This is a genomic window from Bradyrhizobium sp. Rc3b, from assembly GCF_900114915.1.
GTDB lineage: Bacteria > Pseudomonadota > Alphaproteobacteria > Rhizobiales > Xanthobacteraceae > Bradyrhizobium.
The window spans coordinates 52,514-65,155 of sequence record NZ_FOUS01000024.1 but is presented as its reverse complement, the minus strand read 5'-3'; the positions used below and the strand labels follow the sequence as shown (position 1 = coordinate 65,155).

The 12,642-nt window shown below is 65.2% G+C and carries 16 protein-coding genes; 10 read left to right on the top strand and 6 right to left on the bottom strand.

All coding sequences use genetic code 11. The features are described from left to right. The 3 genes from BM190_RS36985 (at position 1) to BM190_RS36970 (ending at position 3,027) form a co-directional block, all read left to right on the top strand. Complete coding sequence (locus BM190_RS36985; protein WP_092262493.1) at positions 1-582, top strand: NUDIX domain-containing protein; 582 nt, start codon at positions 1-3, stop codon at positions 580-582. A gap of 286 nt (positions 583-868) precedes the next feature. Continuing rightward, positions 869-1,798: a glycine reductase gene (locus tag BM190_RS36975; RefSeq protein WP_092262485.1), complete on the top strand. Its 930-nt coding sequence runs from the start codon at positions 869-871 to the stop codon at positions 1,796-1,798. Positions 1,799-1,833: 35 nt separating this feature from the next. After that, positions 1,834-3,027 (top strand): CaiB/BaiF CoA transferase family protein, encoded by a 1,194-nt coding sequence (locus tag BM190_RS36970; RefSeq protein ID WP_092262482.1) that lies wholly within the window; start codon positions 1,834-1,836, stop codon positions 3,025-3,027. Between the two features lie 116 nt (positions 3,028-3,143). Here the strand turns inward: BM190_RS36970 and BM190_RS36965 are convergent, their stop codons facing one another. Continuing rightward, a complete protein-coding gene (locus BM190_RS36965; protein WP_092262479.1) occupies positions 3,144-3,908 on the bottom strand; it encodes an SOS response-associated peptidase in 765 nt (254 codons plus the stop codon). Positions 3,909-3,971: 63 nt separating this feature from the next. Here BM190_RS36965 and BM190_RS36960 point away from each other — a divergent pair, with 63 nt between their 5' ends. The 4 genes from BM190_RS36960 to BM190_RS36940 all read left to right on the top strand — a co-directional run bounded on the left by BM190_RS36960 (position 3,972) and on the right by BM190_RS36940 (position 6,098). Next, positions 3,972-4,472, top strand: a complete 501-nt coding sequence (locus tag BM190_RS36960) for a hypothetical protein (protein WP_018323385.1) — start codon at positions 3,972-3,974, stop codon at positions 4,470-4,472. Between the two features lie 49 nt (positions 4,473-4,521). Continuing rightward, positions 4,522-4,956 carry an NUDIX hydrolase gene (locus tag BM190_RS36955; protein WP_092262476.1) on the top strand — a complete coding sequence of 145 codons (435 nt, stop codon included), beginning with the start codon at positions 4,522-4,524 and terminating at the stop codon, positions 4,954-4,956. A 208-nt stretch (positions 4,957-5,164) separates the two neighbouring features. Further along, positions 5,165-5,542 carry a TIGR02301 family protein gene (locus BM190_RS36945; protein WP_018323383.1) on the top strand — a complete coding sequence of 126 codons (378 nt, stop codon included), beginning with the start codon at positions 5,165-5,167 and terminating at the stop codon, positions 5,540-5,542. 289 nt (positions 5,543-5,831) lie between these two features. Continuing rightward, positions 5,832-6,098: a hypothetical protein gene (locus BM190_RS36940; RefSeq protein ID WP_018323382.1), complete on the top strand. Its 267-nt coding sequence runs from the start codon at positions 5,832-5,834 to the stop codon at positions 6,096-6,098. 192 nt (positions 6,099-6,290) lie between these two features. Here BM190_RS36940 and BM190_RS36935 read toward each other — a convergent pair whose 3' ends face one another. From BM190_RS36935 to BM190_RS36915, 5 genes are all read right to left on the bottom strand, one after another. Further along, entirely contained in the window at positions 6,291-6,611 is a 321-nt protein-coding gene (locus BM190_RS36935; RefSeq protein WP_092262473.1) for a cupredoxin domain-containing protein, read from the bottom strand. Positions 6,612-6,621: 10 nt separating this feature from the next. After that, positions 6,622-7,155 carry a DUF4142 domain-containing protein gene (locus tag BM190_RS36930; RefSeq protein WP_177237512.1) on the bottom strand — a complete coding sequence of 178 codons (534 nt, stop codon included), beginning with the start codon at positions 7,153-7,155 and terminating at the stop codon, positions 6,622-6,624. 88 nt (positions 7,156-7,243) lie between these two features. Continuing rightward, a complete protein-coding gene (locus BM190_RS36925) occupies positions 7,244-7,936 on the bottom strand; it encodes an RNA polymerase sigma factor (RefSeq protein ID WP_177237511.1) in 693 nt (230 codons plus the stop codon). Positions 7,937-8,040: 104 nt separating this feature from the next. Next, positions 8,041-8,907, bottom strand: a complete 867-nt coding sequence (locus tag BM190_RS36920) for a sulfurtransferase (protein WP_092262465.1) — start codon at positions 8,905-8,907, stop codon at positions 8,041-8,043. Positions 8,908-9,085: 178 nt separating this feature from the next. After that, complete coding sequence (locus BM190_RS36915) at positions 9,086-10,420, bottom strand: dihydroorotase (RefSeq protein ID WP_092262463.1); 1,335 nt, start codon at positions 10,418-10,420, stop codon at positions 9,086-9,088. A gap of 101 nt (positions 10,421-10,521) precedes the next feature. Between BM190_RS36915 and ygfZ the strand changes: the two genes are divergently transcribed. The 3 genes from ygfZ to BM190_RS36900 are packed head-to-tail and all read left to right on the top strand — an operon-like array spanning position 10,522 to position 12,631. Next, entirely contained in the window at positions 10,522-11,397 is an 876-nt protein-coding gene (ygfZ, locus tag BM190_RS36910; RefSeq protein ID WP_018323376.1) for a CAF17-like 4Fe-4S cluster assembly/insertion protein YgfZ, read from the top strand. Beyond that, entirely contained in the window at positions 11,394-12,020 is a 627-nt protein-coding gene (locus BM190_RS36905; protein ID WP_092262461.1) for a DNA-3-methyladenine glycosylase I, read from the top strand. Before ygfZ ends, BM190_RS36905 begins: the two co-directional genes overlap by 4 nt. Further along, positions 12,017-12,631, top strand: a complete 615-nt coding sequence (locus BM190_RS36900) for a YfbR-like 5'-deoxynucleotidase (protein WP_018323374.1) — start codon at positions 12,017-12,019, stop codon at positions 12,629-12,631. Before BM190_RS36905 ends, BM190_RS36900 begins: the two co-directional genes overlap by 4 nt. Positions 12,632-12,642: the final 11 nt, after the last annotated feature.

Genomic DNA, 12,642 nt, shown 5'->3' with positions numbered 1-12,642 from the left:
ATGACCATTTCCGACCGCGTCCGCATCAAGGACGTCCGCGTGCTCTCGGACGGCTGGACCACGCTGAAGAACACCACGTTCGAGTACCGGCGCGCCAGTGGCGAGTGGCAGACGCAGCACCGCGAGACCTATGAGCGCGACAACGCCGCCGCCGTGCTGCCGTATAACCGCGCTGGGCGTACCGTGATCCTGGTGCGCCAGTTTCGCCTGCCGGCCTTCATCCGCGGCTACGACGATCTCCTGATCGAAGCCGCCGCCGGCGTGCTTGACAACGCCGAGCCCGAAGAGCGCATCCGCGCCGAGGCCGAGGAGGAGACCGGCTACCGCCTGCACCACGTCCACAAGGTGTTCGAGGCCTTCATGAGCCCCGGCGCCATCACCGAAAAACTCCATTTCTTCGTCGCCGAATACGAGCCTTCGATGCGTGTCAGCGACGGCGGCGGCCTCGAGCACGAGGGCGAGGACATCGAGGTGCTGGAGCTCTCGATCGACGAGGCCCTGGCGATGATCGCCGACGGCCGCATCATCGACGCCAAGGCGATCATGCTGCTGCAATATGTGGCACTGCACGTGTTCAAGTGACTTACCCTCCCCTGGAGGGGGAGGGTCGATCGCGCGAAGCGCGAGCGGGGTGGGGTGATCTCTCCACTCGGGCACTGTTGGATGTGGTGAGACCGTCACCCCACCCCGTCTCACATTTTCGCTGCGCTCAATGTGAGCCGACCCTCCCCCTCCAGGGAGGGGTAAGTGGCACCGCGCGTGCCGCACCATCGTCATCTGCAATTCAGGCCTGCATCTCCCCTCCCCCCGTTGAGCAACCCCAAAACTATCTCTAATCTGTCGCCAACCAAGAACCAGGAGACGCGCCATGTCCGCGCCGCGCGACGACGAATTCGGCTTTGCGCCCGATTACGACTCCCCCGTCCCCTACATGCAGCGCACCCGCGATTATTACGCGGCGATTGGCTACACCACCGCGTATCGCTGGGCGCATTACACCGAGGCGCCGTTCCAGCCGCTGAAGAAGCCGCTGGCAAAGTCGCGCGTGACCATCATCACGACCGCTGCGCCGTATGATCCCGCCAAGGGCGACCAGGGACCGGGCGCGGCGTACAACGGCAGCGCAAAGTTTTACCAGGTCTATGACGGCGACACGTCGAAAGAGCACGATTTGCGCATCTCGCATATCGGCTACGACCGTAAGCACACCTCGGCGACCGACAACGGCACCTGGTTTCCGCTGCCGCAGCTGTTGAAGGCGTCCGCCGCCGGCCGCATCGGCGAGGTCGCCCCGCGCTTCTTCGGCGCGCCGACCAACCGCAGCCATCGCGTCACGCTCGACACCGACGCACCGGACATCCTGGCGCGCTGCCTTGCGGACAAGGTTGACGTCGCGGTGCTGGTGCCGAACTGCCCGGTCTGCCACCAGACCACGGCGCTGGTGGCGCGGCATCTCGAGGCCAACGGCATTCCGACCGTGGTGATGGGCTGCGCCAAGGACATCATCGAGCACGCCGCCGTGCCGCGCTTCCTGTTCTCCGACTTCCCGCTCGGCAATTCCGCCGGCAAGCCACACGACGTCGCCTCGCAGGCGCAGACGCTGGAACTGGCGCTCAAGCTGCTGGAGAGCGCGAGCGGCCCGCAAACGACGATGCAGTCGCCGTTGCGCTGGAGCGAGGACGCCTCCTGGAAGCTCGACTACAACAACGTCGCGCAGCTGTCGCCGGAAGAGCTGGCCCGCCGCCGCGCCGAATTCGACAAGCAGAAGGAGATCGCGCGCGGCAACCGCGCCGCCTGACGTCCTCCGACAAAAACAAACAAGGGGAGAGCGACGTGACGCGACCGTTCGAGGGCGTGAAGATCCTGGATTTCACGCAAGTGCTGGCCGGCCCCTATGCCAGCTACCAGCTCGCGCTGCTGGGCGCCGATGTCATCAAGGTCGAGCGGCGCGAAGGCGAGGACATGCGCCGCACCCCGCTCAGCCGCGAATGGGCCGACCGCGGCCTCGCGCCGGCGTTCCAGGCCGTCAACGGCAACAAGCGCAGCCTGACGCTCGATCTGCAGAAGCCGGAGGCGATCGCGATCGTGAAGAAGCTCGCGGCATCGGTCGACGTCGTCATGGAGAATTTCCGTCCGGGCGTGATGGACAAGCTCGGCATCGGCTACGAGGCACTGTCGGCGATCAATCCAAAACTGATCTATTGCGCGGTCTCAGGCTTCGGCCAGACCGGCCCGGATCGCCTGCGGCCCGGCTATGACGGCAAGATGCAGGCGCTGTCAGGCATCATGGCAATCACCGGCCATCCCGAGACGGGACCGACGCGCGCGGGCTTTGCGGTGTGCGACGTGCTGTCGGGCGCCACGGCCGCGTTCGGCGTGTCGAGCGCGCTGTATCAGCGCGACCGCACCGGCAAGGGCCAGCTCATTGATGTCTCCATGCTGGAGGCGACGATGGCGTTTCTGTCGGGACAGATCGCGGACTGGTCGGTCGCCGGCCATCGCCAGACACTCTCGGGCAACCAGGCCGTGAGCCGCAGGACCACGGCGAATTTGTTCAAGTGCGGCGACGGCCACATCCTGCTCGCCGTCAACAACGAGAAGCAGTACCGCGCGCTGATGAGCGCGCTCGGCCGCGAGGACACGCTGAGCGACCCGCGCTTTGCCGACTGGTTTTCGCGCAACGAGAACGAGCCGGCGCTGCGCGCCATCATCGAAGCGGCGCTCGCGGCCAGGCCGGCGCGCGAATGGGAGACGATCCTGGAAGACGCCGGCGCGCCCTGCGCGAGCATCTGGAAGGTCGAGGAGGTGATCGACCATCCGCAGATCAAGGCGCGCGGCGCGATCCAGCAGCTGGACACGCAATACGGCCGCCTGCGCTTTGCCGGCAGCGGCTTCAAGCTCGCCCATGGCGGCGGCAGGCTCGACCGGATGGCGCCGGAGCTCGGCGCGGATACGGACGCGGTGCTGGGCGAGCTCGGATTCGATGCGGCTGAGATCGCGGCGCTGCGGGCAAGGGAGATTGTTTAGAACTCCGCTGTCGTAGGGTGGGCAAAGGCGCAACGCGCCGTGCCCACCAATCCATCCGTTTCCTTCGGTGAGTGATCGTGGGCACGCTTCGCTTTGCCCACCCTACGGCGGCAGAGCTAGAACAACGACCCCTGCCCGTCATCGGCCGGCCCGGCCGCCGCCTTCCGCGCTGCCTTCTTTGGCTTCGCCGCCTCGGCTTCCGCCGCCATCTCCTCCGCGCTGATCGGCAGCAGCAACTGATCGTCGTCATTAGCGACGCGGTTGATGCGGGTGGAGACCGGGTGCCAGGCAAACTCGCCGATGCGCGGCGCGGTCATCAGCGGCAGGATGGCATCGACCTCGTCGCCCCTGATGTCGAGCCAGCGCTCGAAATCGCGCTCGCTGATGGTGACGGGTACGCGGTCATGCAGCGCGGCGAGATCCTCGCCCGCCGCAGCCGTGACGATCGCGACCGTGTCGAGCTCCTCGCCGTTCGGCCCGGCCCAGGTCTCGAACAATGCGGCAAAGCCGAGCGGCGCACCGTCGGCGCGGTGGATGAAGAAGGGCTGCTTGCGGCCGTCCTCCACCTTCCATTCGTAATAGCCATCGGCCGGGATCAGGCCGCGGCGCCGGCGAATCGCGCGTTTGAAGGCGGGCTTCTCCAGCACCGTCTCGGAGCGGGCATTGATCAGGAGCGTAAAGCCCTTGGGGTCCTTGACCCAGCCCGGCAGCAATCCCCAGCGCATCAGGCGGAAATGGCGCGCGCCATTCTCCATCAACACGACCGGAATCGGTTGTGTCGGGGCGACATTGTACCGGGGCGGGAAGTTGGGCTGCTCGACATAGCCGAACAGTTGCCGCAAAGCCGCGGGGGCCGAAGTTATGACGAAGCGTCCACACATCCCAGGGTGTCTATATAGGGTCCGTTCAGGTCCTTTTAACCCCGAACGTTAACACTGCGGCAGATGAGCTCAACGGCCTCCCAACCCGCGCGGACGCATGCACAGACGGGCCCCGAGGCCGCCGACTGGGCCGAACGGCTGCGCGTGGCCAATATCAACCCGCGGACCGGGCTTGCCACCGACTATCTCAACCATTTCAATGAAGCCGTGATGCTGCTGGAAATGGTTCCGGACATGCCGGAATGCGCGGAAGATTTCTTGACCTGGTCGCCGCTGTCCTATGCCGAGCATTTCACGGCGTCGAACTTCAAGGCGCGGGATCTGGCTATCGAGGCCTATGAGAAGGCCAACCCCAACGTGCGCGCCCAGTTCGACCACATCACCGATACCATGACCTCGATCCTGACCGCGGTCGGCTCGGCCATGCGCGAGGTCGAGAAGGACACGACCCGCGTCCGCCTCGCCGAGCAGGCCACGCTCTGGGTCAAGCCGCTGATCGCCGCCTGCGGCGGCATCATCAATGGCGGGGCGGAAGCCGACGTCGACACCATCATGGCGAACTGAGCCAACTCCTTTAAGAATTAGGTCCTTTAAGAATCAGGTCCTTTGAGAAATGGCTTCGGTTATCCAGCCCACCCATCCCCAGCTCGCCGTCAGCGCCGCGATTTTCCGCGACGGCAAGGTGCTTTTGACCCGCCGCGCCCGCTCGCCCGCCAAGGGCTTCTATTCGCTCCCGGGCGGCCGGGTCGAATTCGGCGAATCGCTGCATCAGGCCCTGAGCCGCGAGGTCGACGAGGAGACCGGGCTCGACATCGCAATCGTCGGCCTCGCCGGCTGGCGCGAGGTGCTGCCGGCGACGGCTGGCGCCGGCCATTATCTGATCATGTCGTTTGCCGCCCGCTGGGTGGCCCGGGAGCCGGTCCTGAACGACGAGCTCGACGACTACCGCTGGATCGCCCCCGACGTTCTGGCGGGCCTCGGAGACCTCAAGCTGACCGGGGGGCTGGACGAGGTCATCCAGTCCGCCGCGCGGCTCGTAATAACCTGAAGCCAGCTCCGGGCTCCGCTGCACCTCTTCCGCTTGCGGGGGAGGTCGACGCGCTTGCAAGAGCGCGGCGGGTGGGGCCTTTCTCCTCTTGGGGGTTCTCGCCCGCGGCGACACCCCCTCCCCAGCCCTCCCCCGCAAGCGGGAGAGGGAGCGTACCGCCCTCGCGTCGCCTTGCGTCAACAGCCTCGAAGAGGCATACACCCCGCCGATGTCCACGCGATTTCTGGCCATTTTTGCCCTGATTCTCGCCTGCGCCTCCGGACCCGCGAGGGCCCAGGACGGGGCGGCGCCGTTTGACGGCGATTTGCAGCGGCTGGCGGAGATCCTCGGCGGGCTGCACTATCTGCGCGGCATCTGCGGGTCCAACGAGGGCAACAAATGGCGCAACGAGATGCAGGCGCTGATCGATGCCGAAACCCCCTCCGGGGAGCGCCGCACCCGCATGATCGCCGGCTTCAACCGCGGCTATAACGGCTTTCAGCAGACCTATCGGAGCTGCACGCCGGCGGCGACGGTGGCGATCCGCCGCTATATCGAGGAAGGCTCGAAGATCTCGCGCGATCTGACGGCGCGCTACGCGAACTGAGCTCTCACCAACCGCACTCTCAGCCGTAACTCCTCATCCTGAGGAGCGCGGAACGCGCGTCTCGAAGGATGGAAGGCCCAGCTGCGGCAGCGGGGCCTTCCATGGTTCGAGACGGCGCTGACGCGCCTTATCACCATGAGGATTGGGGCAGTCGGTGGAACCCTGTCATCGACTTTGTTCACAGCCGTTAACCGTTCTTAAAGATGTGGCCTAGCGGTCGTTAATGTGCGTGCTACACCTCTCGCACAGCGCATCGCCGTGGATCGCGCCCCAGCCCTGATCGAGTTTCATGAGCCAGCCGATTTCCTACGCCCCCGACCGCGCGCCGCTGCCCGATCACGAGCAGAAGCAGGCCGCACTGAGCTATCTCAACGAGGCCTGGGCCGAAGCGCGCCATGAGGGCGTCGACGGCGACTGCCTGGCGCAGGCGAGCTTGTTTGCGGCCTTCGCCGAGCTCGTCGGGACCTATGGCGAGGACGCGGTCGCCAAGTTCGTCGAGGGTTTTCCGGGTCGCATCCGCAACGGCGAGTTCTCGGTCACGCTCGCAAGGCAGTGAGCTTTCCGCGAAAATGACCCCGCCACGCGGGCGGGGCCAGTCAACGGATGAATGACTTTGCGAACGGATTTGGCGAAAGCCTTCGCGAAGTCTGCCGCGTTTATCGCACGGAAGCCGCTTGCCGCCGACAAGCATTAGTCTCGCGGCGGCCGGGAGATGTTCCCGCGGCGATCAGGAACCTGCTCCCTCCCCTCACGGCTCGACCTTGAGCGTCGCTTTCATGTTGGGATGATAGCGGCAGTAATAGTCGATCACTCCCGTCTTCTTCAGAACCGATGTCGCCGATTTCTTCGGCGGCAATGTCACGTCGAAGTCGCCGTTCTTCGCCGTGGCCGTGTGGGCGAAGACGTCCTTGTTGACCCAGGTAATGGTATCGCCGATCTTCGCCGATACCTCGGCCGGAGCAATCACGAGATTGTCCATCGTGATCTCGATCGTCGCGGCGTGTGCCGGCGCGACCATCGCCGCAAGGACAAGTGCTATGGCGATCGAAGCCAGTCGCTCCGGCATCATTGCCACTCCCCTATTTCAGCTCTGCCGCGACGTGCTCGGCGTGCTGCTGGTGTCCCTGGAAGATCTTCAGGCCCGTCTGTAGCAGGCTCTTCAGCTCGGCATTGTTCGCGGACGGGATCAGCTGGGTCTCCAGCGCGCCGTTGACCGCCTTGTGGTAGGCGACCTCGTTGGCGACGTAGGCCTTGTCGAAGGCGGCGCCGTCCAGCTTGTCGAGCTCGGCCAGCTTGTCGCTCGCCTGCTTCGACAGCGTCTTGCTGGTGTCGTTATCCTCCGGCGTGACGTTCAGCTTCTTGACCAGCGCCAGCGCCTGCTTGTTGACGGCCTCGTGGTCGCGCAGCATGTCCTCGGCAAATGCCTTGACGTCCTTGCTCTTCGCCTTCTTCTGCGCCTGCTTGGCGGCGTTGATGTCGATCACGCCGGCGGTGTAGGCGATGTGGGCGATCTGAGGATCGGTGGGCTTGTCGGCTGCGCCGGCGCTTTGCAGCAGCGCGGGACTCGACAACAGAATGGCCGCGGCGATCGCCGCGCTCCGTCGGGTGAACATGGCTCGATGCTCCTGTGGTGCCGGACGTTGGCCGGCGCGTTGCTTCACAGGGATTGGATGGGTGTTTTGCGCGAACGTTCCCGAAAAATCATGAGCCGATGCCAAGGCGCCTGAGCACCGCCTCCGTCAGGCACTCGCAGCGCTGTCCGGCGAACGGAAACGCGTCCATCACGACGGGGCCGATCTTCTTCTCGACGTTCTCGCGCAACAGGGTGCGCGCACGGTGCAACCGCGTCTTGACGGTCTCGGGCCTGATGCCGAGCAGTTCGGCCGTCTCCTCCATGCTCATGGCCTCCATCACCCGCGCGATGAAGACCATGCGGAAGGCATCGGGCAATTCATCGACCGCGTGTTCGACGACACGCTGGATCTCGCGTTGGGCCATGGATTTTTCCGGATCGGTTGCGGCGGACGAAAGGGGAAACTGGATGATCTGTGCTTCCAGCGTTGCCTCCGGCACCGATCCCAGCTCGACCTGCGGCTTCCGACTGCGCAAGCGCCCGAGCGCCTCGTTGATCGCAATGCGCGACAACCAGGTCGACAGCGCGGCTTCACCCAGAAAGCCATCGAGATGCGTGAAGGCGCGGACATAGGTTTCCTGCACTACGTCCTCGGCCTCGCTGTCGCTGCGCAATATCCCGCGCGCGAGGCGATAGAGCCTGCGATTGTTGGCCTGCATGATCTCGCGGAGCGCAGCCTCGTCACGGCGCCGCGCGCGCTCGATCAGCTCGACTTCCGATGTCCTGACGCCGGCGGACAGGCCGGCTGCGGTCCCTGGCATGGCGGGCACCTTATCTCCATTGGTTCCGGACATTGGATGCAAACCAAGGAAAAAAGTTCCTGACTTTCTTACCCTCCCCTCCAGGGGAGGTAAGAGCCGCCCACCTAATCCGTCTCGATCGGGAGCGAAAGGTCCCGTGCCCATTCGCCCATCGAGCCGTCGTAGAGCGTCAGCTTGTCGTAGCCGAGCTGCGTCAGCAGCAAGAGGTTGATCGTCGCCGAGATGCCGCCGCCGCAATAACAGATCACGGTCTTGTCGCGCGTGACGCCCCGGGCGACGAACTTTGCTTCCGCATCCGCAAGACTTGTCAGCGTCTTGTCGGCATTGACGAGCGATGGGGCGGGAACGTTGATACTGCCCGGCACGCGGCCCGGCCGGCCGTAGCGGCTCGGCTCGAGGCCTTGGTGAAATTGCGGCAAGAGAGCGTTGACGATTGCCGTCGAGGGATCACCGATCCGTGCCTTCACGACATTCTTGTCGACGAAGAAGCCCGCGCGCGGCGTGGCCTTGAAGGTCGTGGCCGGATAGCCTTTCGGTGCGCCCGTCTCGACCGGACGTCCCTCCTCCTTCCATTTGTCGAAGCCGCCGTCGAGCACCAGCGCATCGACGCCGAGCGAACGCAGCATCCACCAGAACCGCGTCGACCACATCATTGTGCCGATGCTGTAGAGCACGATGGTCTTGCTCGCATCGAGGCCATGGCGGCCGAAGGCGGCCTCCAACTGGCCGACATCAGGCATCATGAAGAGGGGGCGCGCGGAGGTGTCGGCGAACTCGCCTTGCAGGTCGAGGAAATCGGCGCCGGGGATGTGGCCTGCGGCGAAGGTCTTGTCGCCGGGGACTGCGCGATACGGTACGTCACTGCCCGGCGGCACCGGCTCGTTGTAGGTCGTGCAATCGTAGAGGCGCAGGTTGGGATCGCCGAGGATGGCGGCAAGTTGTTCGGTGGCGATGAGGGCACTTTGGCTCATTGGATAGTCTCCCATCATACGCATACTATCCCCGTCACCCCGAGGTGCCGGAGCGTAGCGGAGGCCTCGAAGGGCACGGCCACTAGCGGGGCCGCTCATCCTTCGAGGCTTGCCATGCAATGCAAGAGCATTGCATGGCGCACACCACAGGATGACGGATCACAACGAGCGCGGCAAGCTACTGCTTCAGCGTCTCCAGAAACCGCACCGGCTCGCCCTGCGAGGCCGTCACCAGCTCGCCCTGCCACATCACGCGGCGGCCGCGGACGAAGGTGCCGACGGGCCAACCGGTGACGCGCAACCCGTCATAGGGGGTCCAGCCTGCTTTCGACGCCACCCATTTGTTGGTGATGGTCTCACTGCGCTTCAAATCGACGACCGTGAAATCGGCGTCGTAGCCGGCGGCGATGCGGCCCTTGCAGGCCATGTTGTAGAGGCGCGCGGGGCCGGCGCTGGTGAGATCGACGAAGCGCGCCAGAGAAAGCCGGCCCGCATTGACGTGATCGAGCATCAGGGGGACCAGCGTCTGGACGCCGGTCATGCCGGAGGGCGAGGCGGGATAGGTCTTCTGCTTCTCCTCCAGCGTATGCGGGGCATGATCGGAGCCGAGCACGTCGATGATGCCCTGCTCGATGCCGCGCCAGATGCCGGCACGATGATCGGCCCCGCGCACCGGCGGGTTCATCTGCGCGAGCGTGCCGAGCCGCTCGTAGCATTCGGGCGCAGCCAGCGTGAGGTGGTGCGGCGTCGCCTCGCAGGAGGCGACGTCCTTGTGGTCGCGCAGGAACTCGATCTCTTCCTTGGTCGAGATATGCAGCACGTGGATGCGCTTTCCGGTCTCGTGCGCGAGCTTGACCAGGCGCTGCGTTGCCATCAGCGCCGCGGTCTCATCGCGCCACACCGGATGCGAGCGCGGGTCGCCCTCGATGCGCAGCGATTTGCGGTCGTTGAGGCGGTATTCGTCCTCGGCATGGAAGGCCGCGCGGCGGCGGATCACCTGGAAGATGCGGCGCAGGCTTTCGTCGTCCTCCACCAGCAGCGCGCCGGTCGAGGAGCCGATGAACACCTTGACGCCGGCACAGCCAGGCGCACGTTCGAGCACCGGCAGGTCCTGCACGTTCTCACGCGTGCCGCCGATGAAGAAGGCGAAATCGCAATGCATGCGGTGATGGGCGCGCTTCACCTTGTCGGTGAAGGTGGCTTCAGTCACGGTCAATGGAGAGGTGTTCGGCATCTCGAACACGGCGGTGACGCCGCCCATCACGGCGCTGCGCGAACCGGTCTCGAGGTCTTCCTTCTGCTCCAGCCCGGGCTCGCGGAAATGCACCTGTGTGTCCATCACGCCGGGCAGGATGTGCAGGCCCTTGCAGTCGATGACCTCGGCGGCCGAGCCCTGCGACAACGGGCCCAGCTCGGCGATGCGGCCGCCGGTGATGCCGATATCGCGAACATTCTCGCCGTCCTGGTTGACGACGGTGCCGCCTTTGAGGATCACATCGAAACGCTGGGTCATGGCTGAAGGCCCTTCTCATCCCCAAGCGCAGGGCTCGAGGTCTTGTCGTTTATGCCTCGCGGGCTTACGTTCCGGAGCAACATGTCGCAAGAGATTTTCGCATGAAATCAGCGTTTCTTCCCGACCGGGGCGTGGTCAAGGTCGCGGGCGAGGATGCGCGCAACTTCCTCAACGGCCTGGTCACGACCGACCTCGACAGGCTGAAACCGGGGCTGGGGCGATTCGGCGCGCTGCTGACGCCGCAGGGCAAGATCATCGTGGATTTCCTGATCACGGAAGTCCCCGCAGGTCACGGCGGCGGGTTCCTGATCGACTGCCCCAAAGCACTGGCCGAGAGCTTCGCCACCAAGCTGAAATTCTACAAGCTGCGCGCCAAGGTCACGGTGGAAAACCTTGATCTCGGCGTGCTCGCCGCCTGGGACGGCCAGCCTGCGGCGCAGCCGGACCTCGCCTTCGCTGATCCTCGCAACGAAGCGCTCGGCACCCGCATCCTGATCCCTGAGGATCTCAAACAGAAACTCTCCGACCTCATCGGGGCCGAGCTGGTCGACGCCGCCGAATACGAGGCGCACCGCATCGCGCTCGGCGTGCCGCGCGGCGGGCTTGATTTCATGTACAGCGATGCGTTTCCGCACGAGACCAACATGGACCGTCTTGCCGGCGTCGACTTCGACAAGGGCTGCTATGTCGGCCAGGAGGTCGTCTCGCGCATGCAGCATCGCGGCACCGCGCGTACCCGCAGCGTGAAGGTGCTGCTCGATGGTCCCTCGCCCGAGGCCGGCGCGACCATTCTTGCCGGCGACAAGCCGGTCGGCACCATCGGCTCGACATCCGGCGGCAAGGGCATTGCGCTGGTGCGCATCGACCGTGTCGCAGACGCGCTCGATGCCGGCCAGCCCCTCACCGCAGGCGGCCTCGTCTTGAAGCTTGCGGAACCGGACGTCGTTCGCATTCCAGCCAAGCAACCCATCGCATGAGCCGCGCTCCCCGCCTGCATCCCGACGGAAAGACCCGCTGCCCCTGGCCGGGCGATGACCCGTTCTATGTTGCCTATCACGACACCGAATGGGGCGTGCCGGAATATGACGACCGCGCGCTGTACGAAAAGCTGATCCTCGACGGCTTCCAGGCCGGCTTGTCCTGGATCACGATCCTGCGCAAGCGCGACAATTTTCGCAAAGCCTTTGACGATTTCCAGCCGGAGAAGATCGCGCGCTACAATGCCAAGAAGGTGCACGCGCTGATGAACGATGCCGGCATCGTGCGCAACCGCGCCAAGATCGACGGCACGATCGCGAGCGCGAGATCGTATCTCGACATCATGGAGAAGGGTCCCGGCTTCTCGAAACTGCTGTGGGACTTCATGGACGGACGGCCCAAGGTCAATCATTTCAAGACCACCGCGAGCGTGCCGGCCTCGACGCCGCTGTCGGTGCAAATCTCGAAGGATCTGTCCTCGCGCGGCTTCAAATTCGTCGGCCCGACCATCGTCTATGCCTTCATGCAGGCGACCGGCATGGTCAACGACCACCTCGTCGACTGCCACTGTCACGCCAGCTGCAGCAAGTCGCAACGCAAGCCGCGCCTCAAGGTCAAATGACGGCGAAGAAGACTGCACGCGACGTGGCGTCCCGCGCCTGGCAGCGCATGCTGTCGGGACGGCGGCTCGATCTGCTCGATCCCTCCCCGCTCGACGTCGAGATCGCCGACATCGCGCATGGGCTGGCGCGCGTCGCGCGCTGGAACGGGCAGACCGTTGGCACGCACATCTTTTCGGTCGCGCAGCACACGCTGCTGGTGGAGACCGTGATGCGGCACGAGATGCCGCGGGTCGACCAGCGCATGCGGCTCGCAGCGCTGCTGCATGATGCGCCCGAATATGTCATCGGCGACATGATCTCGCCGTTCAAGGCGGTGCTCGACGGCCATTACAAGGCGGTGGAGAAACGCCTGCTCGGCGCCATCCATGTCCGCTTCGGACTGCCGCCGGTGCTGCCCGAGGAGGTCACGCTGGCGATCAAGGCCGCCGATCGCGGGGCGGCCTATCTGGAAGCGACCGAGCTTGCCGGCTTCAGCGAAAGCGAGGCGCGGCGCCTGTTCGGCAAGGATCCCGGCCTCTCCGACAGCGTCCGGCGCGACTATCTGACGCCGTGGACGGCGGCCCGGGCCGAGAAGCAGTTTCTGGAGCGGTTTGGCGCGGTGTTCGCGTAGGTGCCGTAGGG

Bases quoted from the DNA above. Each gene is read 5' to 3' on its own strand.
- BM190_RS36985 (WP_092262493.1), top strand. From the start codon at position 1: ATGACCATTTCCGACCGCGTCCGCATCAAGGACGTCCGCGTGCTCTCG.
- BM190_RS36975 (WP_092262485.1), top strand. From the start codon at position 869: ATGTCCGCGCCGCGCGACGACGAATTCGGCTTTGCGCCCGATTACGAC.
- BM190_RS36965 (WP_092262479.1), bottom strand. From the start codon at position 3,908: ATGTGTGGACGCTTCGTCATAACTTCGGCCCCCGCGGCTTTGCGGCAA.
- BM190_RS36960 (WP_018323385.1), top strand. From the start codon at position 3,972: ATGAGCTCAACGGCCTCCCAACCCGCGCGGACGCATGCACAGACGGGC.
- BM190_RS36955 (WP_092262476.1), top strand. From the start codon at position 4,522: ATGGCTTCGGTTATCCAGCCCACCCATCCCCAGCTCGCCGTCAGCGCC.
- BM190_RS36945 (WP_018323383.1), top strand. From the start codon at position 5,165: ATGTCCACGCGATTTCTGGCCATTTTTGCCCTGATTCTCGCCTGCGCC.
- BM190_RS36940 (WP_018323382.1), top strand. From the start codon at position 5,832: ATGAGCCAGCCGATTTCCTACGCCCCCGACCGCGCGCCGCTGCCCGAT.
- BM190_RS36935 (WP_092262473.1), bottom strand. From the start codon at position 6,611: ATGATGCCGGAGCGACTGGCTTCGATCGCCATAGCACTTGTCCTTGCG.
- BM190_RS36930 (WP_177237512.1), bottom strand. From the start codon at position 7,155: ATGTTCACCCGACGGAGCGCGGCGATCGCCGCGGCCATTCTGTTGTCG.
- BM190_RS36925 (WP_177237511.1), bottom strand. From the start codon at position 7,936: ATGCCAGGGACCGCAGCCGGCCTGTCCGCCGGCGTCAGGACATCGGAA.
- BM190_RS36920 (WP_092262465.1), bottom strand. From the start codon at position 8,907: ATGAGCCAAAGTGCCCTCATCGCCACCGAACAACTTGCCGCCATCCTC.
- BM190_RS36915 (WP_092262463.1), bottom strand. From the start codon at position 10,420: ATGACCCAGCGTTTCGATGTGATCCTCAAAGGCGGCACCGTCGTCAAC.
- ygfZ (WP_018323376.1), top strand. From the start codon at position 10,522: ATGAAATCAGCGTTTCTTCCCGACCGGGGCGTGGTCAAGGTCGCGGGC.
- BM190_RS36905 (WP_092262461.1), top strand. From the start codon at position 11,394: ATGAGCCGCGCTCCCCGCCTGCATCCCGACGGAAAGACCCGCTGCCCC.
- BM190_RS36900 (WP_018323374.1), top strand. From the start codon at position 12,017: ATGACGGCGAAGAAGACTGCACGCGACGTGGCGTCCCGCGCCTGGCAG.